Origin of the sequence: Geomicrobium halophilum, from assembly GCF_014207655.1 — a bacterium.
Classification (GTDB): domain Bacteria; phylum Bacillota; class Bacilli; order Bacillales; family Marinococcaceae; genus Geomicrobium; species Geomicrobium halophilum.
The window spans coordinates 218,185-242,990 of record NZ_JACHHJ010000002.1 but is presented as its reverse complement, the minus strand read 5'-3'; the positions used below and the strand labels follow the sequence as shown (position 1 = coordinate 242,990).

Here is a 24,806-nt window from a genome sequence, read left to right as displayed (position 1 = left end):
AACAAACGTTTATTTAATCACTACAACACTTTTTGTGTTTTTTTCCGCTTCCACAGGGGTACGGTTCGTTACGTCCGACCTTTTCCATTTTTTCAGCCAGATTGATCTTATTGTTTCGTTTTGGCATCGCTTTTTTTCTCTCTTTTTCCACGCTTCTATGTGGTTGCTTAAAAGAAGCCACCAATGCATTTCCCCTATCGTATCTTCAATGTATGAGAAAGAGCGCCTATGCTGCAAGTTCAACTCTTTATATTAGAGTAAAGAGGGGGTGTAAGAGAGCCCCATTCACACCTAGGGAACATACTGTCCACTCAACGGAAAATAGCCATTAGCTTTAGGCGCATAAATATCTATATATTCATACTCCTCGGAAATCGTCATTTCATACGCCACTTCGGATGTCCTCCCATCCTCGTGGTATGTTATAACCACATAGGAATCAACAATAAAATCACCATTAGGCTCCTGTTCAATATCAATTTCAGGAAGCGCCGGATGGTCGAAGGTCACGCTATCGCTTATTTCTGAATAAAAAAGTTCAACTCCCTCTTTGGAAGCATCATAAGCGATCCGATAAGGATCGGTTTCCACTTGTAATTCCGTTTCCCCGTCGTCAGTTTCCCGTGCATCATCTTCTTCGATTTCTCCGAGAATGTATTCCTCAGCAATGTTGTAAAAGGTTTTTTTATGTCGTTCGGTGATATCGATATGAGAACTCAAGTCGGCGAACATTAATACCTCTAATTCCTCTGTTTCGCCAATAGCCGCATATTTTTCAAACTCATCTAATACACGGTGATAAACGGATCTGATTTCTTCAACTTCTGCGTTAGTCGTTGCAGGGAATGCTTCATCGACCATTCTCCCCTGCTCGATTTCTTCAGCGATGTCGTGTACGTTCTGATCAAAATCCGATTCGAATTCTGGATGATATGGACCTGTACCGGCAAGGTTGTGATGTTCCTCGATCATCGGATCAAATTTTTCTATATGATCATGTAAATCAATGACATGGTCTACGTTTGCCACTTCGTCATTTTGGGGAGACGCCTCATCCTGTTTTGCATCAGGTTGACTTTCTCCTTCGTTAACATCTTGATTTATAAAAAAGTTCAGAACAAACCCAATAGTAAGACCCAAAGTAAATATCAAAATATATTTCAACGTTTTATCCATTCATCCCATCCTTTATAAGTTCATGAGAAAAAGACTAACCTATCATCGTTAGTCTATCATTTAGCTCGCTGTCCAAAAGCAAAAATAAGAAGCACTCTTCACAAGAAAAGTGCTTTTACGATTCGCTTAACGGCACGATCTTCTTAATACGGATACGTGATCGCGCCTAATAACACACCAAAAATGGCAGTTCCGATACTCGCAATCATAATAATTGTGCCATGTTGATCGTCATGTTTTTTATAAAGATAGCCCATAATAACTGCTGCGGCACCAAAAAGAATCGGAATAATTAAGAGCGACATTGCAGCGAATGCCCAACCCAACACCATAAAAACCTTACCATCACCTGAATCCTGTTGAGATGTGCTTGTTTGGTTACGTACCGGAGCCTCAGACTTGAGATTATGACCACAATCAGAGCAAAACTTCTTCTCACCTTCCATTGCCGCAGTTCGAACAATACATCAGGTGTCAACCTCCATTCCATTTTTCGAACCCGTCAAACGCCCCAATCAGAACAGAAATGACCATGTTTTAATCATTCATATCCATCGTGAAAAATAAACAAAATCACCAATCATTCTGCAACGTTCTTCATCTTATTCACATTCGATATCGCTTATTCACACCATTTTTTCAAAAAATGTTAGATGTTCTTCAGCCTGTGACCGCATAATTTTTGCTCCACCCTTAAACGCCAGATATAATGAGCGCAGATAGTGAAAATAGGGGGGTGAGCCTTTTGATTCGTCAACTACACGTTGAGGATTTACCACGATTTGAAAACATGGATACAGGGATCGAAGATGACTACATCCTCGATATATTTGATCATTTAGTCACGGGGAATCATAGATTGTATGGTTTATTTGTAGATGGTCAACTCGTAAGTACAGGTGGCTATACTATTTTTGCAAACCACTACGCCATGCTAGGAAGGCTTCGGAGTGACCAATCGTTTCAAGGACGACATCTTTCCACAAAGCTCATGACTTTCGTGATCAGAAAGGCGCTTGAGCATCCGGACATTCAATGGGTTGGAGCGAACACGCAAGAACATAACACCCCTGCGCGGCGCGTGCTTGAAAAACTCAGTTTAAAGCCTCAGGCCACATTATTTAATGCCACGACCAACAATGTGACTGCCTTACATTCAGGCGGTGAACCTTGGAAGCCAATCCATGATTTACAAAGAAAGCGAGAATGGATAGAAAAGACATATATCCGGCCTTCTGCGATTTTCCCTTTGGAATGCTATTATCCTTTTCCTGCTTCTCCATCATTATTTTCAGACGAACATTTACAAAGCTGGTCTTTTTATGAAAATCAAACCCAGACGCGATTCTTCATTGCAAAAACCGATCAGAAAAAATATCATTACTTGCATGTTGTCTACCCATGGAGTGACCTTTGGACCCAAAATGGCTTATGGGAAACCGTTTCCGCTGCATACCGCACATTGCAAGCGCAAACGCGAAGCGACACCTACATATGGATTGATCTAACAAGAGAAGAAGTGAACCTCCTCCCAGAAGATCATTCATTTACGCTCCCCTCCCCCTGGCTTCTTTATGGGATGAACCGGGAAGACTCAGTGAAGTAACACCACGCGGGGTTAATCAGTCGAAAGTATACCATTTTATCAACCATTCCATCGATAAATTAAAAAGGAGCTGCGACGTCCGAACAGCTCCTTTATCTCTCTCCAAACCTAGAATCACTAACCAATAAGTCGTCGTATTTTTGATGAAGTCTTGTATTGCAAGCACAGATGGAAACGCCGGTACCGCTGCTAACAAAACCAGTAAAATGGTGATGACGTTGATAACTGGCGTCACTCTAATGGTCTATTTTCCCAAAATCACCAAACTTGACTATTGCCAAAAATTTGTTATCCATAACATTCTGCCAGTTCAGCCAGGTTCATAAGTACTAGTATTAATACAATTTAATCGATAAGACTCTATTTAAAGATAATTTTTTATTATAATTTTCTTTCAAATACCCCCTTTTTTCCTAGTTATTGCTATATTATAAGTACCTTGGGTAAAAATTTTGAACAGCGCTGTTCCGGAAGGAACATCAATGAGCATTTTTCAGTCACAATCTACTGATCCTGCTGGATTCGAGCAAATTTATCATGACTATACGCCGTTGGTTCGGGGGATGATTCGTCGACTCCGTATTCATAGTAATCACGAGGATTTTCTACAGGCTGGTTATCTCGGTCTTTGGTATGCATACAGAGATTATGATGAAGTGAAAGGATCCTTCTCTTCCTACGCGTTTATACGCGTCAGGGGCGAAATGATGACGATGTTGAGAAAAGATGTTAGACATCAAGATCGCCATGTTTGTTCAACAGAGCTAGAGTCTTTGCAAGATACCTACCTTGAATATTTGGGAACCTCAGATATGGAGGCGTTAGCTCCCTACCTCGATTACTTAACCCGTCGTGAACAGCTATGGGTGGTCGAACATGCCATCCACGATCAGGCCCCGCGCATGATCGCTGCTAAATACAACGTCTCCAACGAAACCGTTAAAGGCTGGAGAAAAAATGCACTCAAGAAACTGAGAAAGCAGTATTCTAAGCAAAATACCGACAGAGAATTTAGGGATTGCTGAACAACTCACCACAAAATGATAATGTTTCATACAGTTATAACAGCTCACAGACGCCAAAATCAAACCGTTTAGCAAACGTTTGATCGTGATCAATATCAATGTGCAAGGTTTTAAAGCAATATATGGGCATAACTCTTGCACTTAACAACGGATACAATAGCATTGAATGCCTACATGGCAAACGTTTCACGCTTTTTCAGCAGCTTCTATTTAATAGTACGCCTATTTTTCTTTCGTTATAGGATTAGGGACTCTTCTCCCCATTACCTCCTTCTATTGTGTACTTGCATGGGTTGCATAAGCCATATGGAGTTCCATAGCGGAATGTAAGCCATAAACATCTGGGTTTTACCTGAATAATGAATCAGAAAGAGAACTAAGTGAATTTCTTTGTATCTTTGGTGTATTACTCGATAGTTTTTTTGCTATTTTATAATTTAGTTCATCCCTTTTATCAAAAGCAGCATTTATATACTGATCAGAATCTTCCATAAAAGTTGAGAAGCTTGTCAAACCACAATACACTTTATAATCGTTATGATGACATGGTGATGAATCAAAGTCCTCATTTCTATTTATATCTCGATTCTTGTAAACTAATTCGGGCAAATAATAACTATGATTTTGAGGTACCCTAACATTATGATTACAGTTCAATCCACTGCAAATTCCTTCACTAAATATTTTGTTATAGAGTTCATCAGTAACAACAGCCAATAAACCATTTGGATTACTTCCCCAAAGTGATGCCTGGATTTCTGAATTGATAAAGGCCCTTTTTGCTGTTTCTTCACCTATAATTACTAACGTAACGGTAGAATCTTTTAAATAGTCATCACGAATAATTCTCATTATAGATTCTTCTGATAAGTCGGTATCAATATCCCCATCATGTACTGATGAATCTATAAAATCTTCTCCACTAAATAAATTAACAATTTGATCTTTTTCCTCTTGTTCATTTTTATGATGATAACTAATGAAAGTTTTGTGTTTCACCAATATAATCACTCTCCCATTTATTAATGTCAACTTTAATAGTTTGATTTACTTCTTGTTTGAAAAAAGTATTTATATCTTTAAATCCTTTCAAGATTTGATTGTAGTCATAGTAGTATTTTTGCAATTCCCCAATCCTCATCATATGCGCCTTTGTTCCTGTATCCTTTTCTTCATTCTCACCCTTAATTAATACTCGGTTCTCTTCAATTGTTTTTTGATACCATCGACGATAATTATTTTGGTTTAAAGTCAAAAATTCATTAAGGTACCTTATTATTTTTGAACTAAGTTCATATAATTTTTTTTGGTCTTCCTTAGTAGTATCAAGTATTGACATTTCATTTTTAAAAAACTGATAAGTGGAAAAATAGGAATCTAATGTCTCATTAAAATTATCTAATTCACCATTGATTTTATAGAGGGTTCTTTTTGTCTCTAAAAAGGCTTTCGCACTATCCAGAAAAAGCTTATCAGGTTTCCGGAACAATAAGTTAATTCCACCGATGTTCATTCGCTCCAATTGAATATACAGGTGTTTCGTTACCCAAGCAGCAAAAATAAGAGACAGCAGAGTAAAAGGTAGAAATAAAGTTATTAAAGCAGACAAGACCAACTGTAAGTTTGTTAAATATGGTAGTTCTTCAGGAATAAAAACTGGAACCATAAACGCAGATATAATTAGTATTACTACTATCGCAACAAACAATTTTTTCATCTAAACTATCATTCCTTTCGATTTGCTCAAGCCGGAGCAAATATTTAATTACAAAGAGGGAGAGGGAGATGATTATATGTGCACGATATTCACTCCTTAACTCCTCTGCATCAATGTACAGGCACTCCATAGGTATTGCAGATGTCCACCAATAGCCACTGATCGGAACGGATTTTCTCCTACCAATTTGTTCTCACTTTGTTGTTTATTTTATTTTCCTTAAGTAAGAAATTTACCTTATATACGTTGCTGGGTAGAGGACCCTTTCTCCTCTTGTATACTTACATTTACACCCGACAATACAAAGCAAAAGCATCAATGTAGAGTGTAGATGGAGATGCAGGCGGATAAATCGTATAGGCAGAACAAACAACATATCCTTTGCCGACGCAAACGCGCTGGTCAAGTACTTCCAATTGCCCCACACCCCACACCGGCGACGAGGAGGTGGTGATTAAACTCCCCCCATCTCAACTCCACTACCATAATACGCCTTATACCATGCCACAAACTGCTCAATACCTTCATCTATACTCGTGCTTGGGCTGAATCCAATCGCATTCTGCAAATCATCAATGTCCGCGTACGTGGCTTCGACATCGCCAGGCTGCATCGGCAAGAATTCCATATTTGCTTCTTTCCCGAGGTGCTTTTCAATCGTACGAATGAAGTCCATGAGTTTCACCGGTTGATTGTTACCGATGTTATAGACTTTGTAAGGAGCATGGCTCTCGCTTGCATCTTCGTAATTCGGATTTCCCACTGGTTGATGATCGAGCAGGCGAACCATTCCTTCAACAATGTCATCAATATATGTAAAATCACGCATCATCTCGCCGTTATTGAATACCTTGATGGGGTTACCTTCCATGATGTTTTTCGTAAAAGAAAAATAAGCCATATCTGGACGTCCCCATGGTCCATATACGGTGAAAAAGCGCAGCCCTGTCGTAGGGAGATTATACAGGTGGCTGTAAGAATGGGCGAGTAATTCATTGGCTTTCTTCGTGGCCGCATATAGACTGACAGGATGATTGACTTCATCAGATGTGGAGAACGGCATTTTCTTATTCGCGCCATACACTGAACTAGATGAAGCATAGATCAGGTGTTCAATCTCATTGTGACGACAGGCTTCCAGAATATTCGTGAAGCCGACAAGGTTCGCATCGACATACGCATGAGGATTTTCCAGACTATAGCGAACACCAGCCTGGGCAGCAAGATTTATGACATGCGTAAAATTCTCTTTCGAAAATAATTCCTGTAAAAAATCACGATCCGCCAAATCGCCCTCGACAAAGCGAAAATGTTCCTCATTCTTTAATCCGTCAACACGATCTTTCTTCAATTGCACATCATAGTAATCGTTAAGGTTGTCTACACCTACAACATCATATCCGTCACTTAAGAGCCTCTTGGCAAAGTGCATGCCTACAAATCCTGCTGTTCCGGTCACCAATACTTTCATATCGTTTTCCTCCTTCAGTATGCCCCTTTGCCAAAGATCGTTTGATAGATGGTAAGAAATAAAATCTTTATATCCATAAAAATGGTGCTGTTTCGAACATAATACAAGTCATATTCAATTTTTTCTCCGTGCGGGATTTCCGCTCGTCCATTTGTTTGAGCATGACCTGTTATCCCCGGTTTAACTAGTAGTCTCTGAGCCTGATAATCATTATAGCATTTAGTTATATCAACGATTTCAGGCCGTGGGCCGACAATACTCATTTGCCCAAATAGAACATTAAAGAATTGGGGAAGCTCATCCAGACTATACTTTCTGAGAAATGCCCCAACCTTTGTAATATTGGGGTTATAGGAAGTTTTAAAAACAAAATCGTCAGGCACACCATTTTCCCAATCATATTTCTTTTTCGATCCCTGTGGATCCTTAACGATCTTCATCGTACGAAACTTCCACATTCTAAACACATTTCCATTCAACCCAGTTCGTTCTTGCTTAAACAAAATAGGTCTACCATCAGAAATTAATATGAGAATTGCAACGATCAATAGGATTGGAGATATTAACACAAGGATAAAAAAACTAACGAGAATATCGAAAATCCGCTTAGCTATTTTATTTGAGGTGCTTTCTGATGGTATGGAGGCTTGATCGATCTCGTTCTGTATATTCGTTTTCATCTTTCAGCCCTCCTGTTCCGTTCGCAATTCCGATAATTTGAGTAGGGTGTTTTATTTGATCCACAATCACGTCGCCTTCCTCACCAATAATACCACCAGCTACAATATTAACTTCTAGAAATTTTCTTTTCCCCTGTACATTAGAGAAAAAGTGTTTTGTCTCAGGGAGAAGCTTGTGTAACGTGTATGGAAACCCTAACCTGACATCAACTCGAATATTTTTAACTCCGGTTTCAGTTGCTTTCTGAATAAAATCAGGTGAAAAATTATTAATACCTCCGTCTACAGCTATAGAACCTTCACCTAGTACGTCGAGGTAGTCCTCTGTTACCACGTTTTTAGCAGAAACAAACGATATCAGGATGTCTTGCTTATTCACTTCACGAACGTTTTTAACCACATGAATCGAAGATGCATGTCTAGGTAAAATATGATTTAAGCCTTTCACCGTTTCAGTTGCTTTATCAAAATTTCTTGCAATAACCGTTACCTGCGCACCCCTTTCTTGTAATCGAAGTGCTAGTTTTCCACCGATGTTCCCCAATCCAACCATCAATATATTTTTATCAAGAAAATGGTCTGCCACATGCTCGCGAACTAATAAGTCAGTCGCTTCTAGGGTGGCATCGTTCGGTTTATAGGCAATTACCTCCGACTTATTCACAACATTTTTCGCTATACGATTCAAATTCAGATCCTTTTTTAGCTCTTGATCGACAAGGATGTAATTTACCCTGCCATCTAAGCATCGTAAACAATCTTCCGCTATCTCTTCATTTGATACAAGAAAGTTTATCGCTAGAAAATGCTCTGTGTATCTTCGTGGCAATACACTAAATGAGTTAGATCGACCTGATGTTGTACTTACCATTGCTAACATGCCTAACTCTTTTTTCTTTGCAAATTCCAGCTCTTTTTCAATTTGATTCATAACATCCATAAAATGGCACAACCCTTTGTCATACTTTACTCCAATGGTTTAGAACTTAGTGATATATTTACTATATTCTTTTTAACAGAGCATTTTTCACATAATGAGAAAAATACCATGAGGATTTAAATATATTTAGACCTTCTAAATCTCGATAAATTTTCCACACCCTTTTTAGTGCTTTAAATTTATTACTGGATATAGAATTATCGACATTCCTGTAATAAGCTAGCTCTTGATTAATTCCATATGCTTTATGACCTTGTTTTAGTATACTTAACCAACAAGCAGTATCTTGCCCTGCCCTAACATCAGGCATCTTTATATCAGGGATTTTATTCTTATCTATCATTACAGTTAGACATCCAATTGCAGTATTTTTTAATAAATCTTTATATGCGATGACTGATGGGGGTTTTACATAATTATAAGTACTATTGCCATCTTCCTTGATTATTCTGTATCCAGTAAAAGTAAATCCAACATCATTTTCCTTCATAAATTGTATTTGTTCTTTTAATTTATTTTCCTCCCATAAATCATCGCTATCTAAAAAAGCCAAAAAGTCGCCTTGACTGTATTGTATTGCAGTATTTCGTGCTACAGCTGCACCACTATTTCTTTTTAATTTATAATAAGAAATCCGCGCATCATTATAGGATTGGATCAGCGATAATGTATTATCTGTTGAACAATCATCTACTATTATCAATTCCCATTTTTGATATGTTTGGTTTAATACACTGTTAATTGTTTCTTGGATAAAATCAGCCGAGTTATAAGTGGGAGTAATGATAGACACCAATGCTTCATCTTCACTCGATATATCTTCTTTAATTGCCATTATTCATCAACTCATCCTTAAGTTTATTGTTTTTGGTTGATTACAAGGAAGAGAAAACCTAAAATTCGGCTCAACACTAAAAGTTAATTGATGCATGCGATCACGTTGCAAAAAGACATCATTTGTTGCTCACAGACTTCTACGGGCTGATGAGCTAATAGATGAATTCAAAACATCAGTCTATAAGAGATAAATAATTTTTCTCATGTATTCCTGCTATGTCGTCCCATGAATAATTCTTTTTTACAAACGAAATTGCATTTTTTTTATATTTGATAATGCTTTCTTTACTTGCGATGTCTAAAATCTTAAGCGCTATTTTATCAGGATCTAAAGGCACTTCCCAACCAGCCTGATTCCTATCAACTTCTTCGGAGATATTGGTTCCAGGCGTAAGTAATGCGGGTACCCCTTTACTAAGCGCTTCTAATACAGACATAGGCAAGCCCTCAAACCTAGATGTATGAATAAATATATCAGTACTATTTAATACTTCTTCTTTTTCTGATCCATACACTGGTGCATTTAAATTTACAAGGTTGTCAATTTGGCTATGTCGTATAAATTCACTTATATACTGCTCACTCGAATTAACGCTAGGGCCGTATAAGTTTAATGTTATGTGATTAAATTCCATATCTTCCTTACGTTTTTTAAAAGCATTTAGCAAAACGTCTAAACCCTTATGATTTATGTCTAAACGCCCAATGAATGAAATGCTAGTTTTAACATTTATTTTTTCCTCTAAAGCTTCAATGGACTCCTCCTTATTTAAAACATCTATACCATTTGGGGCAACAAAATTAATTTTGTTCCATCTATTCGCTTGTTTTTGTTCTGATTCATTTAGAAGGTGTAATGCACTAGCTTTTTTAACCATATAACCAAAACCTAATAAGTTGCCGATTCTCTTTTTATATTTTTTTTGTCTAAGAGCTTCTTCAGTAAGACTACTTCTAGGGGAAATAATGTAAGGTATCCCTTTTTTACGAGCCCACTTAGTTATTTTCAGATATAGCGGTATATACACTCCATTAAATATTATTATATCCGGTGGAGCGCCAATAACTTTCTCTATATTAATTTCATTATTTAATACATATTTATTTTTGTCGATATAGAAAATATCTTTTGGATGTGTATTATCTACTCCTTCCTTGGTCGAGAATAAATATACACTGTGTCCTCTATTTTTTAATGCTTTCAACAAGCTTGGTATTGACTTATTAAAGCCTGTTATCTCATTTCCGGATATTGGAGCAAAATGAATAATGTTAATAGTAACACCTACCTCAATTTTTCATATTTAACGCTGGTTTTGCTGGTTCATTCGTAACAAGCTTTTCAGATAAATGTTGTTATCCTCTTGAAGATTGTTTTTTAGAGGAGGTTCCCTTAACAAGGGAAGTGTTATTAATCCCCACAAAAAGAAATATCGAAAATCAAAAAGTTCACCAGAGAACATTGAAACTAGTAAAATATAGAAAGGCAGAATACATATCACACTGATTTTTAGAAACCTTAACAATACTATACTCATAATGATCAACGGTAGAAACACAAAGAGTCCAATTACCCCAAGTTCTAATAACACTTCAATGATGATATTATGGGGGTAATTTCCTCCAATTTCTACTGCATAGGCGTTTAACCCGTGTCCCCAAACGGGGTTTTCACCAATTGTTGCTATCGAATTTTCCATAATTGTGTCCCGTCCGGCATAATGAAGGTCATCTATAACCAACCCTAAAAATCTACTAGTGTACACTTCTGCTAGGTAATCCCATAAAAAATATACGATAGGTAGGGACATAAAAATCGGTATTAGCAATTTATAATTTATTTTCATGAAATTTTCTTTCTTGATGTTCGCTAGCATTAAAATACCTAAACATATAAATGCACTTATCATCCCCCCTCTTGAACCGACTAAAATAATACTTATAAATAACAGCACACCAATAAGAAAATAAAATGTTTTTTTATAATACATATAAAGGTAAATAGCTGCAATGAGCCCAAAAAATAAAATACGTGTTACCACGTTTGGTCCACCAACACCTATACTCCCTCTAGAATCCCCACCTAAAACTGAGATTAGAACAGGAAGCATGTAAAATAACGACACAACCAAGAATATTTTCATAACTGTAGTGATAAGTTCGTCCATATTATTAAATAATCTAATAGACAAATAAGTTAATCCTATTAAAACAACCAAAAACATGACATGTTCTATTTTGTCAGATGCAACAGTACTGTCATTACTGTTAAAAAAAGAGAGGATCAATAGAAGCAGATATAATAGAGAAGTTATAAAAAAGAAATTCGTTAATTTATTAATTGGTTTGAACTTATCATCACTTTTACAAATAATTAACATAATCAGTATGGTAGCAAATAAAAAGACATACCTTACCTCGAGTTCAATATTAAAAATCCCCAAACGACTTAGGTCAAATTGTCCCGATAGATAAGTTAAAATCAGGAAAAATATAAGTACCTGTTTTGTATTAATTTTCATCACAAACACCATCATATTAATTGGCTTTTTGTTTACCTCAGGGGTATTACATCCCTGTATGGATAGTATAGTACATAGTTAAATCTATAAGTTAATCAAGTTCTTGAAAATATACCTTAGTGATTTTACTAATATCAAAATCATTGTGCCGATTATTAGAGTTATCACCTATTTGGATGCATTCATTTAGTATCGCGTTTGCTAACTGTTCTGGGTCACCGACATTAACTAAAATCTCATACTGAGCGTCATCCAAAATTTCCCTTGGTGCACGATTACAATTTGTAGAAATGATTGGTGTGCCTACGGCTAAAGACTCTGCTATCACCAAACCGAACCCTTCCCATTGAGAATTTAAATAGGAGTTACTGAATAACCTTTCATTCATTCAAGTAATCATAGGCTGTCTTTTGATTTTTGAACGTTCTTGCCCCAGATACATGAAAAAAATAAAAAAAGAATGCTCCCGAAGGGCTTTCGAAAGATTCATGACGAGCACTTGAAGGGAAATCACTGTTTCACTGGTGTTTCGAAGGCATGCTCTAATAAGACCGAGTCCATAGGTGAGCTTTCCTTCACCGAATTTCCCTTTAATGGCATTTCGTTCTGCGGCATCCCGCTTCTCGATATGCTTTTGCTCTTTGAATTCTTGCTTGGAGCGGGCGTCCTAGCTTGGGGCCCGTGAGACTAATCCCGCGTTCCTTGCAGTACTTTAGGTTCTCGCGGGTGAGATAAATCTTATCCGCCAACACAGCTTTGGGATAGACGCCCGTTCGTTGCACATAGGCTTCCACCGACCCGGGAGATCAGCGGCTTCGTGATACGTTATCCTACTGCCAGTTGTCGAGAAACGCCCACCCGTCTACCAGGGTCATGGACAACTTGGCGCCGAACTCCACGTTCGTATGGGCTTTTCCACGAACCATCGGCCGAACATGAGGTTGGTGAATGTAACGATCCGATCGTCAATACGGTGGGTCTTTGAATCATACATCTGCCTTGGTTGGTGATACAATTCCTAAATGACAAGTAGCTTACCATATTGTTTGTTGCTTAGTCGTTCAAACCCGGATGGACGGGACAGGATCGCCAAATGATGGAGATCCGCCCAACGTAGCCCCATTGCTTTCGAATCGCTTTCCTTACCTTTTTACGTTTCGGGCTTTTCTGCTTGGCGATGGACAGGTAGGATTGTCGAGCTTGTTTCCGATAGGTTTGTGGCTTCTTCTGGCTTCCGCAGAAAGGTTCATGCAACCCATCGATCATCGCTTCCTCCTTTTCCCGGGCTTCATTCAGAAGCTTCAAATCCGTTGCACTTTATTTCGACAAAAATAGCGAAAATCCTTGTTATAAAGGGTGTTTTTATTTATTCAGCAGCACCTAGTAGCATTACTACCTTCTCGTCAATAGTGTTATAGATACCTATAACACTGATAAATTTAATTACCGTTCCTCACCCATTTATATCAAAACTTTATTTTTTTCTTCTTTAGACCCAAGTATATAAACTTTCTCAGAATTATAGTCCTTGAAACCATTTCTTGTATCTACTATTAGATTAGAATTATATAATATTTGATCCAATTCAAAATGGCTATGGTGTGTAAACAGCACGGCGCAGTCAAAATTTATCAAATCTGAGTAATTGATATCCACTCTTTGAATAATTTCCCCCTTTTTATCTCTAAAATTATTTACATATGGATCATAAAATGATACTAGTGCTCCCGATTCGATTAACTTTTCATAAAGGTCTAGAGCTGGAGACTCCCGAACATCGTCGATATCTGGCTTGTAAGTTATTCCAAGTAATAAAATTTTAGAGCCTTTTATAGATTTTGTATGTTCATTTAAAGCAATACTTATTTTTTGATGTGTATAATCAGGCATCTTTTTATTCACTTCTTGAGCTAAGTCAATAAAGTGACTATGAAAATTTTGCTCTTTGGCTTTCCAAGAAAGATACATAGGATCAAGAGGAATGCAGTGCCCACCAATACCGGGCCCTGGCGAAAATTTCATATATCCAAAAGGTTTGCTATTTGCCGCTTCTATTGTCTCCCAAATGTCTATTTCCAATTTCTCTGACAACATTGCCATTTCATTAATGAATGCGATGTTAATACTCCTGAACGTATTTTCCAAGAGTTTACTCATCTCAGCAACTTTTGTAGTTGATACTGGCACAACTTCATCGACGAATGTCTTGTACAAGCTTATACCAAGTTCCTTACAAAAGCTTGTTATACCACCTATAACCTTAGGTGTATTACCTATACTAAATTCTTTATTTCCTGGATCGACACGTTCTGGTGAATAACATAAGAAGAAATCTTCACCCACTGATAAGCCATCTTTTTCAATTTCTTTTTTTAGAAGTTCATCAGTCGTACCTGGATAAGTAGTACTCTCCAAGGTTATCAGCAGACCAGTTTTCATATAGGGTTTTATCTGTTCTACGGAAGTTTGTATAAAAGACATATCTGGAATTTGGGATTGGTTTAATGGTGTTGGCACACAAACACATAAAGCATCTAATTCTTTTATAGCAGAAAATGTAGAGGTAACTTCTAAATTACCAGCTATTATTAGATCTTGAACTACTCTATTATCTATATCATTAATATATGAATTACCCTCATTTAAATACTGAACTTTGTCTGTGTCTATATCTATCCCAATCACTTTAAATCCAGCTTCTGCAATTGATATTGCTAATGGTAGCCCTACGTAACCTAAACCCAAAACTCCAACAATAGCGTGTTTATTATGTATTTTAGCAGATAAATCACTATAATATTTATTCACTTAAAAATGTCACTCCTTATTTCGTTAGAATAATGTGTTTAAACGATCAGAAATAGTATACAAATTATGAAGGAAGTGGCAGCAAAATCCTTGCGGCTTCTTTTAAAAAACCGATAGATAATAAGCACTTTAGGACTCTGAATTTATTATAAAGTTTCTTGGTGATTCTTTATTTCTTAGGCACTTTCCTTCAAATATACAAGAAAACCGATTATTCCCAAATATAATTTGATTTAATCACTTATTAACTCTTGATAATATGATCTAGCTATTTTTTTTATATCAAAATCATAGTGCCTGGTACTTGGTTTATTTTTTTTCGTAGCTGGATCTTCGTAATCTAATATTTCTTTTGCTATGCTCTCAGCATCAGCAACTTTTACTAATGTTCCATACTTTCCATTGTCTAAGATTTCTTTTGGTGCGCCGTTACAGTTTGTGGCAATTACTGGTGTTCCTAAAGCCAACGACTCTGCTATCACTAAACCGAATCCTTCCGACTTTGAAGTTAATATAAACAAATCACTTTCTTTTAAATATGAATATGGGTTGTCAACAAATCCTAAAAAATGTACTTTTTCAGTTATACCAAGCTCTTTAGTCATATTAACTAAATGATCGTATTCTTGGCCTTCACCTAATATTGTTAACTGACATTGTATTTGTTGCGACACTATTGCAACTGCCTTTAACAAAGTAGGGTAATCCTTCTGGGGAACTAATCTCCCAATTGATATGATATTACATTTACTTTTCTTATTTATCCAGTTTGTATCAGGTCGTTCCTTAGCTTGTCTTTGAATTAACTCAATGTCAATAGGATTATAAATTACCTTGATTTTATTTTTAAGTTTATCTTTATTGATATAACCTAATAAATCCATTTTAACTGCATCTGAGATAGCTATTATTTTATCTGCTCTAGGATAAAAAAGTTTGTAAAGAACGTTAAACATTTTTTCTTTTTTTCCAGACCATTGAGCAGACGGTGGGTTAGTTTCTCTCACAACTACTCTTGGATTACACTTTAAAAATGGTTTTATAGCCAAGAGGAGTAAGTTTGAAACTGTTAACGTCGTCATAATAACTGTCGGCTTAATTTTATTGATCTCTTTAATCATAGATCTTAATGTAATTAATAAACTAGGATTTACCTTTATTTCTTTGTTCAATATGTGCGTCCTTAAAGAATGTTTAATATCTTTTATATAAGGACCAGTGAAGTTATTTACCATTAGCGTTGTGTCAATATCTTCTATTTCACTAAATTCATTAGCTAATGATAGTATAACTCGTTCTGCTCCCCCCCCTTTTAAATGGGGAGTGATAAAAAGTATCTTTTCCATTATTTATCCTCTTCCGTTTCTTTTATTGTCCATAAGTTTTATGAAATAATCTCCTATATATCAGGTAAATGTTTACAGACAATCAAATAGTTTGAAATAACTCCTGCTTATTGCATTTAAAAGTGTTCTTTGCATAGATTTAATCCTAACGCGCGAGAGAGTGTCGTAAGCAATAGTAAGGTCCCTTGATTAAGATGAGAACGTTAAGTATTTTGTTCAATAATATCAGCGTATCTCGTTTGATTTTCTCTATAGACGTTAAGCGTTAGTCGGAAAATGGTTCATGTATTAAACTCTAATCTTAGAATATAGTTTGTAAAAGAATCATCCATCTTTAACTCTTTGATTGCCCTTCTTTTTAAGTGCAACATATGTGCTTATAGTTACTATAGGAGTGAAAACAGCCCCTAAAACACTGAAAGCTGCCACAGCAGTAAGGGCATCATAATATATTGCAGATAGGGAAATTGCTATAACCCGGGCTAAAAGCAAAACACTTTCATAAATTAGAAGATATTTCTGCCAACCAAATACCTGAATGGAAGATACCGCAGGTCTGTTTACAAACCAAAAATACATCCAAAAAATTAGCCACCTCGAATATTGGCCGGCCACATACCAATCTTCACCCAAAGCAAAATAGAATATTTGAGGGGCAAAAATGAATATAACCAAGGCGGGTATAAAGCCAATAATAGCTAAATAAAATGACGATTTTAACATATGTGTGTCTAATGGTTTGTTGTTATTGGTCAATTCTGAGGCTTTTTGATAGTAAACTTGTTTAAATGCTTCACCTACTAAGTTAGCGGGCATTTGTATTAATTTTAGAGCAAGGGTATAAAAACCTACAATAGCTGGCCCGAAAAATGCTGCTAATATAAAAGGTGTGGCATGCTGAGATACTGAATTTACTAATGCTTGCGACGAGCTAAATAAGGGGAAATCCTTGTACTTTTTAGCTATTATACTCATATGTTTAATACTAAGACTACTAGTTATAATCTTAAGATCTTCTTTTATTACTTGATAGCCTAGTGTAACTGTTGCAATTATTTGTCCTAATACTTGTCCACCCAGTAAACCAGAAGGACCCATAGATAATAATCCTCCAGAAACCTGCGTCGACACTTGTCCTGTTGACCGAATCACTTGTGAAATTGATAATCTTTGAAACTGCTTTTTTCTTGTAGACCAGTATTTTAGTGCATTATATGTTCCAAGTGAAAAAGCACCAATGGGAACTAACCAGAGCCACTGTTGCAATTCAGGGGTGTTCAAAATTTGCGCAATCTCGTAATTGAAAAATACAATCAATAAGGATAATGCAATCGTCAATAGGAGTGCAATACTTATAGATAGAACAAGTACGTTCGCAGATCCCTTGTCGTCTCTAGGCAAGACAACAGCAAGTTCGTATCTCAACGTCATTACAACAGTCACTATACCTATAATCGATGTGTATAAGCCAAGAAGTCCAAATGTCTCCGGACCATATAATCTTGTCAGAATTGGGGCTGCCGCAATTGTTAGGCCCTGAGCAATCGCTGTTCCGGACATCAATACGGTCATGTTTTTTATAAATGAACTACCTTTAATTTTCTTCCACAATTGTTTCACCGATTCTGTTATAGTTATAGCTTTAGTTAATACTTATCTCACTTCTCACTTCGGATAACAACGAGTCCGGCTGTTGATCTAAGGTAGCTATGTTTAATAAAACCTGCTTTAATCCCTCTGTCGTTTTATAATTATACGTATTAAACAGTTCTTTAAGATTGTTCATCGGAACCTCCGTGGTCCGCCCAATATGTATCTTCGGATACACCTGCTTACGATCAATCTCTTCATCCTTCAGCAATTCCTCATACATCTTCTCTCCGGGTCGCATCCCCGTGTACTCAATACCAATATCATCCTCACTAAACCCGGAAAAGCGAATTAAGTTCTTCGCCAGGTCCACGATCTTCACCGGCTCACCCATATCGAGCACAAAGATTTCACCGCCATCGGCCAAAGCTCCTGCCTGGATCACCAGCCGCGACGCTTCCGGAATCGTCATAAAGTACCGTGTCATGTCCGGGTGCGTAACCGTTACTGGACCGCCGGCTTCGATTTGCTTTTTAAACAACGGGATGACACTGCCACGACTTCCCAATACATTCCCGAAGCGTACGGCGACGAAGCGGGTGGCGCTCGTTGTGTCCAGATGTTGGACGACCATTTCCGCGATGCGTTTTGTTGCGCCCATGACGCTCGTCGGGTTAACGGCTTTGTCGCTTGAAATCATGACGAAGGTGCTGACGCCGACGGTGTCTGCGGCTTCGGCGACGTTGCGGGTGCCGATGACGTTGTTTTTGACCGCTTCTTGCGGGTTTTTCTCCATGAGCGGCACGTGTTTATGTGCGGCTGCATGGTAGACGACATCGGGCATGTATGTTTCCATGACTCCTTGCATTCTTTCTGCATGCTGGATATCTGCGATTTCGGTCTCAAATGTAATGTGTGAATACGTCTTTTGTAATTCCATATGGATGCTGTAAATGCTGTTTTCGCCGTGGCCAAGGAGTATCATTTCTGAAGGATCAAAGTTGCACAACTGGCGACAAAGTTCCGAGCCGATGGAGCCGCCTGCACCGGTAATCAGTACGGTTTTCCCCGTAATTTTATCGCCAATGCCTTCTGTATCCAATTCTACAGGATCACGTCCTAGCAGGTCTTCCACTTCCACATCGCGGATCTGTGTGACTTCCAGTTTGCCGCTAACAATGTCTTCAAGCATCGGCATGATTTGGGGTTTAATGTTCGTTTCCATACATTGGTCATAAATGCGGTTCAGGTCTTCTCTTTTTAGTGAAGGAATCGCAATCACAATGTGCTCGACGCGATAATGAGCGACGATGTGGTGAATGTCCTCAACGCTACCTGCCACGGGAACGTCCATAATTTCCAAATGCTGCTTCGTGCTTTCATCGTCGGCGTAAGCGACGGGTTTCAGTTCAGCTTCGGGGCTTCCTTTTAATTGACGGGTAAGCATGGTGCCGCCCGCTCCTGCCCCTACGATGAGTGTGCGTTTACGGTTGTTGTGCGGTTTCATATAATGATCTCGATACATCCGCCATGCGAAACGCGTGCCGCCAATCAACAAAATATGTAACATCCAAGTCACAAGCATGGTTCGTGCGTAGAACGTATCAAAGAACAGAGGCTGAACAGCTGATGCAACAAGAACCGACAACGTAACGGCATAAAAAATCCTTAATAACTCATTCGTACTCGCGTATTGCCAAGCCCCTTTATACAGTTTGAACATGGAAGCGAAGATATGGTGGGCGATGACAAGAACGATTGAAGTCGTGAACATAAGCTCCCTCGACAAACCTTGTAAGTCAAAGAGCAAGTACCCCCCGATAAATACTGCACTGAGAACAATAAGTGTATCGATGATCATGAGTACAAGTATTCTCACTTTGTAAGTCATAGGCCACCTCCTCAACGATTGATCTATGTTCGTAAAAGATCTACCTTCCCAAAATTAGGCAAAGGAACGGTTAGAATGCATCACCGTGTATGGCTCGACATTTCCCGGGAAATGTCGAGAAGTATATTTCTTTAAAATAAACCAAACACTTTCTTTTTTTTGATCATTTCGGGCTCGTCCATCATGATGTGCTTGTGATCACTAAGAAGCTCGGCATTCTCTTGGTAGAATAGGACTGCGTTTGTTCCATATTTTTTTTCGATTTCTTCGTATGCCTGCCGAAGCCGATTCGGACGTTTGATTGAACCGTGCGCGTCCGATGCCACGAAGTGGACAAGGTCGTGTTCCATTAATTGCTGGCTGAACTTTTTTATCGATCTGCCGAAGTCACCCGTGACGCTTGCAGCTGTAATTTGTGTCGCTGCCCCAGCTGTGACCATTTCATAGAGCAAGGATGGGTGTTCTCTTACTTGCCTATTGCGTTCGGGGTGCACAATAATCGGTACCACTTCTTCTTGCAAGAGGTTGTACAACACATGCGTCGTATATTTAGGGACATGATCGCTCGGCAGTTCAACGAATAAATAGCGGCCACCATCCACCAGTGTGCAAAGCTCCCCTGCTTTCAGCCCCTCAACGAGCTCCCCGTAGATACGGGTTTCTTGGCCGGGAAGAATCATTAATGGCAAGCGTTCGTCTACGATGGCATCATTCAATGCTTCTGTGCGTTCAATAATATCTTTTCTCTCATTATCGAAAGCGCCATTGCGGTGATGGGGTGTGGCAATGATGTGCGTAATCCCACCTTCTACAGCTTGCCTCACCATCTCTAGGCTTTCTTCTACATCAGGAGACCCATCATCAATATCTGGTAATATATGACTATGAATATCAATCATTGGTATCCCTCCTGACTTTTTCCAATAAAATGGATTCTAACATAGTCCTAGTAAAATGTAACGGAGTTGTTTTCATTTTTTATCAACCATAATAGTACATATAGTTGCTAGCTTTACGTTCTTGGCTATTCAACACAGCACCTAGCATTTTTGCGTTTGTATGGTTGAGCAATTCTGTTGCTTTGCGTGCATCTTCCTTTTCCGTATGTCCACTGTCCACGACTAAAACCACGCCATCACTTAGCCCCGCCACGATTTGCGCATCCGTGACCGCCAGTACCGGGGGTGTATCGATCACGATATGATCATATTCCTGACGTGCTTCCATCAAAAAATCCTTCATCTTCTGCGACCCAAGTAATTCTGATGGGTTCGGGGGCAATGGTCCACACGTCAGCACATCGAGCCCTTCTATATCTGTGGAGTGAGTCACATCCTGGAGCTCACGCTGCTTTGTAATGACGTTGGTTAATCCCACATGATTAGGGAGGCGAAATGTATAATGAACAGATGGTTTGCGCATGTCCGCATCGATCAATAACACGTTTCCCCCTTGTTGTCCCATCGTCACAGCCAAATTTGAATTCACGGTCGTTTTTCCTTCTGTCGGTCCTGATGAAGTGGTCATTATGACTTGCATATTCTCGTCGACAGATGAGAATTGAATGTTTGTGCGAATGGTCCGAAACTGCTCTGATATGGGAGAACGCGGTTGATCCCGTACCACAAGGGAGCGCTTTTTGTCATTTGATTTGTGAGATTTTCTGAACATTGTACCCCCCCCTTCTTTGCATCTGACTGCGGGGCCCTTCGCTTTTCACATCAGCTTCGTCCATTTTCGGAATCACACCTAACACGGCGAGGCCAAGTTCTTTCTCAATATCTTGTTCATTTCGAATCGTGTTATCAAGGAATTCCAGGAGAAAAGCCAAACCTAAACTTACCATTAGACCCACGACAAAAGCAATGGCCATGTTCAGTACAGGCTGCGGTGACACTGGCGTCATTTCTTCCCCGCTATTGGCACTGGAAAGAATGCTGACGTTATCAATATTCATGATTGTCTCAACTTCTTCTTGAAAGACCGCCGCGGTGGTATCAGCAAGTGTGATCGCTGTTTGCGGGTCGGGGTCCGTGACCGAAACGGAGACCACTTGCGACTCCCCTTCCGGGTTCACATCTACTTGCTCTTCCAATTGGGAATACGACCGTTCTAAACCGGTTTCTTCAATCACTAGATCAAGAATCGCCGGACTCGTAATGATGACGCTATATGTATTAATCAATTCCACATTCGTGTCAATATCGCCCACATCGAAGTTCTCTTGTTGCTGCTCCTGTCCCTGATTGACAAGCAGCTGCGTAGAAGCTTCATACTGCGGCGTCATCACAAAGAAACTAACGATCGCACTAATGCCAACAGCACCGACTGTAATGAGGACAATCATCAGCCAGCGCTTTTTCAACGTTTCCAAGATTTCCTTTAAACTAATCGTTTCTTCCATGCCTTCCTCCTGCCATCTGTCACTCAGTTACAAAAATAAAAACATGACTAAATATTTACGCCCCTGATTATACTAAAACAAAAGATCGAATACTATCGTACTTATGTATCTATTAGCCTAGGATCCAGGAAAATTAATAGTCATTTAGACTTTATTTTCTACTCAATAGTGACTGATTTCTATCATTTTTGAAAAAAATATGTACATATGAATAACAATGATTTATGGTAACATTGAGGAATCATGTCATTCAATACATAACTAGAAAATTAGAGGAGTTCATCTATGAAAAAAGCCCTGATCATTCTATCCATTATCGTTTCTGTTCTCGTCCTGAGTGTCGGGGGCTTTGCCCTTTATCTTTATTTTTCTGTCTCATCAACGGCAGATGAGATGCATGCACCGATCGAAAGGGAATCCTCCAATATGCGGGAAGAGGCCATTAACTTCGAGGAAGAAGATCCTTTCTCTTTTCTATTACTTGGTGTTGATGCCGAAGATGAAGTAGTCGGACGAACGGACACGATCATCGTTGTGACCGTTAATCCGAACGATGAGTCGATGAAAATGTTGAGCATCCCCCGTGATACGAGGACTGAGATTATTGGCCGCGGCGAGGATGACAAAATCAATCATGCCCATGCCTTTGGTGGGACGGAGATGGCGATGGACACCGTGGAAAACTTCCTGAATGTGCCGATTGATTATGTCGCAACTATTAATATGGAAGGATTCGAAGAAATGGTCGATGCCGTCGGCGGTGTCACTGTGGAAAATGACTTTAGTTTTGAACAAGACGGCTTCGAATTCGAGGAAGGCGAACTCGAGCTTACCGGTGAAGAGGCGCTCTCCTTCGTGCGTATGCGCTATGAAGATCCACAAGGGGATCACGGCCGCAACGACCGCCAGCGTGACGTGATTGAAGGAGTCTTGAGAGAAGGTGCGCACATTTCCTCGATTACGCGGATCGGTTCGATCCTTGATGTCATCGGCTCCAACGTACAAACCAACATGGAATTCGATGAGATGGTCGACATGCAAGGCTACGAATCCAGCCGCCATGACATTGAGCATCTTACCCTGAATGGTGAAGGAACAAGGATCAATGGCATCTACTATTATCTCGTCAGCGATGAGGAGATCGCGGAAGTGTCAGGAGCTTTGCGGGAACATTTGGATATGGAGGAAGGGATCGAATAGGCGTCGTCCACTCTGAGTAGTGTACGTATGAACAATTTCGACCTGGCTTGTAGCCCTCGGTATTGGGTACCGAGGGTTTTGTGTGTGCTCATTTTTTCCGAAGAGCCCAGGCCGTGGAAAGCTGTAGGGTAAAGCGCGTTATTTTACTCTTGGAAGGTTTGCCGTACTGCAACGTTGATGTTCCTCAGCACCTTGTCTGAAAAGACGGGCATAATCCAGACTGATAGGCATATGATGGGGCAATAGGACAATCTGCCGATCTCAAAAATGAGGAGTTTCCTTATGAAAAAAGCCCTGAAAATCATAGCTATCATTGTCTCCGCGCTTATGCTGATTATCGGAAGCGTCACCCTATATTTATTTTTATCCGTATCATCAACCGCAAATCATATGCATTCACCGATCGAACGTGGAGGCTCAGACATTCGCCCCGAGCAGGTTGACTTCGAGGAAGAAGACCCGCTTTCTTTTTTATTGCTTGGTTTAGATGCGGAAGAGGTGGACTACGGACGCACGGATACGATGATTGTGGTAACGGTGAATCCGAGAGACGAATCGATGAAAATACTCAGTATTCCGCGTGATTCTCACACGGAACTCGTCGGCCGCGGAATGAAAGATAAAATTAATCATGCTTACTATTATGGCGGTGAGGAAATGGCGATGGACACCGTTGAACATTTTCTCGATGTACCCATCGATTATGTCGCAACCATTAATATGGATGGCTTTGAAGAATTAGTTGATGCCGTCGGCGGCATTACCGTTTATAATAACCTTGCTTTTGAATATGCTGATGTGAATTTTCAAAGAGGAGAGCTGGAACTAAACGGCAAAGAAGCCCTTGCTTACGTACGCATGCGTCAAGATGACCCCATGGGAGACGCCGGACGGAACGACCGCCAGCGGCAAGTGATCGAAGGCGTCCTCCGTGAAGGAGCCCAAATTTCAGCCGTGGCAAGCATCGGCTCCATCCTTGATGCCATTGGCACCAACGTACAGACCAATATGGAATTTGAGGAAATGCTCGATATGCAAGACTACGAACCAAGCCGACGTAACATCGAACAACTCACGTTGAAAGGCGAACATACACAAATTGAAGGTGTATACTACTACCTCGTCGACGAGGTAGAAAAAGCCAAGGTCACAAATGTGTTGCGGGAGCATTTAGAACTGGAAGATTAGGTTACGTGTGGTGCGGATTTGGCGGGGGGAAGCCGTGATTCGGCGCGAGCTACGGGGAATTCGGCGCATTGTGCGATTATTCGGCGTTTCGGCCCGGGGATTCGGCGCATGGCACGATTATTCGGCGTTTCGCCCTGAGGATTCGGCGCAGAAACTTTTTTTCGGCGCAACGGGGGTTGGGGGCTCTATTGATAGCTTTCCGCGCCGCGGAAAGCATCCTATATGAACGCATGCCAAGGAGCACCGCCCTTCCTTGGCATACGTTTTATCCACAGCTTGCGGAGGACACTCCTTTTCGGCGGATGATCCCACTTTTTCGGCGCGGGGATGCCGTGATTCGGCGGGAGCTACGGGGAATTCGGCGTATTGTGCGGTTATTCGGCGTTTCAGCCCGGGAATTCGGCG

General features: G+C 39.6%; 28 protein-coding genes. 5 read left to right on the top strand and 23 right to left on the bottom strand.

The features are described 5' to 3' along the window. Nucleotides 1-13: 13 nt before the first annotated feature. The 3 genes from HNR44_RS18060 to HNR44_RS09185 form a co-directional block, all read right to left on the bottom strand. Nucleotides 14-88, bottom strand: coding sequence for an SEC-C metal-binding domain-containing protein (locus HNR44_RS18060; protein ID WP_425489452.1), 75 nt, complete (start codon nucleotides 86-88; stop codon nucleotides 14-16). Between the two features lie 203 nt (nucleotides 89-291). Further along, nucleotides 292-1,176: a hypothetical protein gene (locus HNR44_RS09190; protein WP_184403843.1), complete on the bottom strand. Its 885-nt coding sequence runs from the start codon at nucleotides 1,174-1,176 to the stop codon at nucleotides 292-294. 143 nt (nucleotides 1,177-1,319) lie between these two features. Then, on the bottom strand, nucleotides 1,320-1,508 hold the full coding sequence (locus tag HNR44_RS09185; protein ID WP_184403842.1) for a hypothetical protein: 189 nt from the start codon (nucleotides 1,506-1,508) through the stop codon (nucleotides 1,320-1,322). A gap of 404 nt (nucleotides 1,509-1,912) precedes the next feature. Between HNR44_RS09185 and HNR44_RS09180 the strand changes: the two genes are divergently transcribed. Both HNR44_RS09180 and HNR44_RS09170 read left to right on the top strand, forming a co-directional pair. Beyond that, nucleotides 1,913-2,782 (top strand): GNAT family N-acetyltransferase, encoded by an 870-nt coding sequence (locus HNR44_RS09180; RefSeq protein WP_184403841.1) that lies wholly within the window; start codon nucleotides 1,913-1,915, stop codon nucleotides 2,780-2,782. A 482-nt stretch (nucleotides 2,783-3,264) separates the two neighbouring features. After that, the gene (locus HNR44_RS09170) at nucleotides 3,265-3,807 is read left to right on the top strand and encodes a sigma-70 family RNA polymerase sigma factor (RefSeq protein WP_184403839.1); all 543 of its coding nucleotides are present in this window, start codon (nucleotides 3,265-3,267) and stop codon (nucleotides 3,805-3,807) included. A 348-nt stretch (nucleotides 3,808-4,155) separates the two neighbouring features. Here the strand turns inward: HNR44_RS09170 and HNR44_RS09165 are convergent, their stop codons facing one another. The 20 genes from HNR44_RS09165 to HNR44_RS09075 all read right to left on the bottom strand — a co-directional run bounded on the left by HNR44_RS09165 (nucleotide 4,156) and on the right by HNR44_RS09075 (nucleotide 22,013). Then, complete coding sequence (locus tag HNR44_RS09165; RefSeq protein WP_184404143.1) at nucleotides 4,156-4,806, bottom strand: TIR domain-containing protein; 651 nt, start codon at nucleotides 4,804-4,806, stop codon at nucleotides 4,156-4,158. After that, nucleotides 4,784-5,524 carry a hypothetical protein gene (locus HNR44_RS09160; RefSeq protein ID WP_184403838.1) on the bottom strand — a complete coding sequence of 247 codons (741 nt, stop codon included), beginning with the start codon at nucleotides 5,522-5,524 and terminating at the stop codon, nucleotides 4,784-4,786. The genes HNR44_RS09165 and HNR44_RS09160 overlap by 23 nt, the downstream gene beginning before the upstream one ends. Nucleotides 5,525-5,811: 287 nt before the next feature. Further along, complete coding sequence (locus HNR44_RS17835) at nucleotides 5,812-5,940, bottom strand: hypothetical protein (protein ID WP_281381387.1); 129 nt, start codon at nucleotides 5,938-5,940, stop codon at nucleotides 5,812-5,814. A 38-nt stretch (nucleotides 5,941-5,978) separates the two neighbouring features. After that, entirely contained in the window at nucleotides 5,979-6,995 is a 1,017-nt protein-coding gene (locus tag HNR44_RS09155) for an NAD-dependent epimerase (protein ID WP_184403837.1), read from the bottom strand. A gap of 14 nt (nucleotides 6,996-7,009) precedes the next feature. After that, nucleotides 7,010-7,675 (bottom strand): sugar transferase, encoded by a 666-nt coding sequence (locus HNR44_RS09150; protein ID WP_184403836.1) that lies wholly within the window; start codon nucleotides 7,673-7,675, stop codon nucleotides 7,010-7,012. Further along, nucleotides 7,611-8,606, bottom strand: coding sequence for an NAD(P)-binding domain-containing protein (locus tag HNR44_RS09145; RefSeq protein ID WP_184403835.1), 996 nt, complete (start codon nucleotides 8,604-8,606; stop codon nucleotides 7,611-7,613). The genes HNR44_RS09150 and HNR44_RS09145 overlap by 65 nt, the downstream gene beginning before the upstream one ends. Nucleotides 8,607-8,676: 70 nt before the next feature. Next, nucleotides 8,677-9,450 (bottom strand): glycosyltransferase family 2 protein, encoded by a 774-nt coding sequence (locus HNR44_RS09140; protein WP_184403834.1) that lies wholly within the window; start codon nucleotides 9,448-9,450, stop codon nucleotides 8,677-8,679. Between the two features lie 175 nt (nucleotides 9,451-9,625). Then, the gene (locus HNR44_RS09135; protein ID WP_184403833.1) at nucleotides 9,626-10,660 is read right to left on the bottom strand and encodes a glycosyltransferase; all 1,035 of its coding nucleotides are present in this window, start codon (nucleotides 10,658-10,660) and stop codon (nucleotides 9,626-9,628) included. 96 nt (nucleotides 10,661-10,756) lie between these two features. Beyond that, nucleotides 10,757-11,974, bottom strand: a complete 1,218-nt coding sequence (locus HNR44_RS09130) for an O-antigen ligase family protein (protein WP_184403832.1) — start codon at nucleotides 11,972-11,974, stop codon at nucleotides 10,757-10,759. A 91-nt stretch (nucleotides 11,975-12,065) separates the two neighbouring features. After that, nucleotides 12,066-12,362, bottom strand: a complete 297-nt coding sequence (locus HNR44_RS09125; RefSeq protein ID WP_281381386.1) for a glycosyltransferase — start codon at nucleotides 12,360-12,362, stop codon at nucleotides 12,066-12,068. Then, the gene (locus tag HNR44_RS18055; RefSeq protein WP_425489451.1) at nucleotides 12,363-12,569 is read right to left on the bottom strand and encodes a hypothetical protein; all 207 of its coding nucleotides are present in this window, start codon (nucleotides 12,567-12,569) and stop codon (nucleotides 12,363-12,365) included. It abuts the gene before it with no gap. Beyond that, nucleotides 12,565-12,726: a transposase gene (locus HNR44_RS18050; RefSeq protein ID WP_425489450.1), complete on the bottom strand. Its 162-nt coding sequence runs from the start codon at nucleotides 12,724-12,726 to the stop codon at nucleotides 12,565-12,567. The genes HNR44_RS18055 and HNR44_RS18050 overlap by 5 nt, the downstream gene beginning before the upstream one ends. 301 nt (nucleotides 12,727-13,027) lie before the next feature. Next, nucleotides 13,028-13,240, bottom strand: coding sequence for a hypothetical protein (locus tag HNR44_RS09110; RefSeq protein ID WP_184403829.1), 213 nt, complete (start codon nucleotides 13,238-13,240; stop codon nucleotides 13,028-13,030). 195 nt (nucleotides 13,241-13,435) lie between these two features. Further along, entirely contained in the window at nucleotides 13,436-14,782 is a 1,347-nt protein-coding gene (locus HNR44_RS09105) for a nucleotide sugar dehydrogenase (protein WP_184403828.1), read from the bottom strand. Between the two features lie 233 nt (nucleotides 14,783-15,015). Beyond that, nucleotides 15,016-16,128: a glycosyltransferase gene (locus HNR44_RS09100; RefSeq protein WP_184403827.1), complete on the bottom strand. Its 1,113-nt coding sequence runs from the start codon at nucleotides 16,126-16,128 to the stop codon at nucleotides 15,016-15,018. 324 nt (nucleotides 16,129-16,452) lie between these two features. Then, entirely contained in the window at nucleotides 16,453-17,739 is a 1,287-nt protein-coding gene (locus HNR44_RS09095; RefSeq protein ID WP_184403826.1) for a lipopolysaccharide biosynthesis protein, read from the bottom strand. Between the two features lie 31 nt (nucleotides 17,740-17,770). Then, complete coding sequence (locus HNR44_RS09090; protein WP_184403825.1) at nucleotides 17,771-19,609, bottom strand: polysaccharide biosynthesis protein; 1,839 nt, start codon at nucleotides 19,607-19,609, stop codon at nucleotides 17,771-17,773. A 131-nt stretch (nucleotides 19,610-19,740) separates the two neighbouring features. Further along, the gene (locus HNR44_RS09085) at nucleotides 19,741-20,508 is read right to left on the bottom strand and encodes a tyrosine-protein phosphatase (RefSeq protein ID WP_184403824.1); all 768 of its coding nucleotides are present in this window, start codon (nucleotides 20,506-20,508) and stop codon (nucleotides 19,741-19,743) included. Nucleotides 20,509-20,590: 82 nt separating this feature from the next. Next, complete coding sequence (locus HNR44_RS09080) at nucleotides 20,591-21,280, bottom strand: CpsD/CapB family tyrosine-protein kinase (protein ID WP_184403823.1); 690 nt, start codon at nucleotides 21,278-21,280, stop codon at nucleotides 20,591-20,593. Then, the gene (locus HNR44_RS09075; protein WP_184403822.1) at nucleotides 21,252-22,013 is read right to left on the bottom strand and encodes a YveK family protein; all 762 of its coding nucleotides are present in this window, start codon (nucleotides 22,011-22,013) and stop codon (nucleotides 21,252-21,254) included. The genes HNR44_RS09080 and HNR44_RS09075 overlap by 29 nt, the downstream gene beginning before the upstream one ends. A gap of 285 nt (nucleotides 22,014-22,298) precedes the next feature. Here HNR44_RS09075 and HNR44_RS09070 point away from each other — a divergent pair, with 285 nt between their 5' ends. The 3 genes from HNR44_RS09070 to HNR44_RS17510 form a co-directional block, all read left to right on the top strand. Further along, entirely contained in the window at nucleotides 22,299-23,213 is a 915-nt protein-coding gene (locus HNR44_RS09070; protein ID WP_184403821.1) for an LCP family glycopolymer transferase, read from the top strand. A gap of 282 nt (nucleotides 23,214-23,495) precedes the next feature. Further along, nucleotides 23,496-24,401, top strand: coding sequence for an LCP family glycopolymer transferase (locus tag HNR44_RS09065; RefSeq protein ID WP_246407221.1), 906 nt, complete (start codon nucleotides 23,496-23,498; stop codon nucleotides 24,399-24,401). A 188-nt stretch (nucleotides 24,402-24,589) separates the two neighbouring features. Further along, nucleotides 24,590-24,806, top strand: a 217-nt coding sequence (locus tag HNR44_RS17510; protein WP_221434258.1) for a hypothetical protein, incomplete at its 3' end; no start/stop codon positions are given.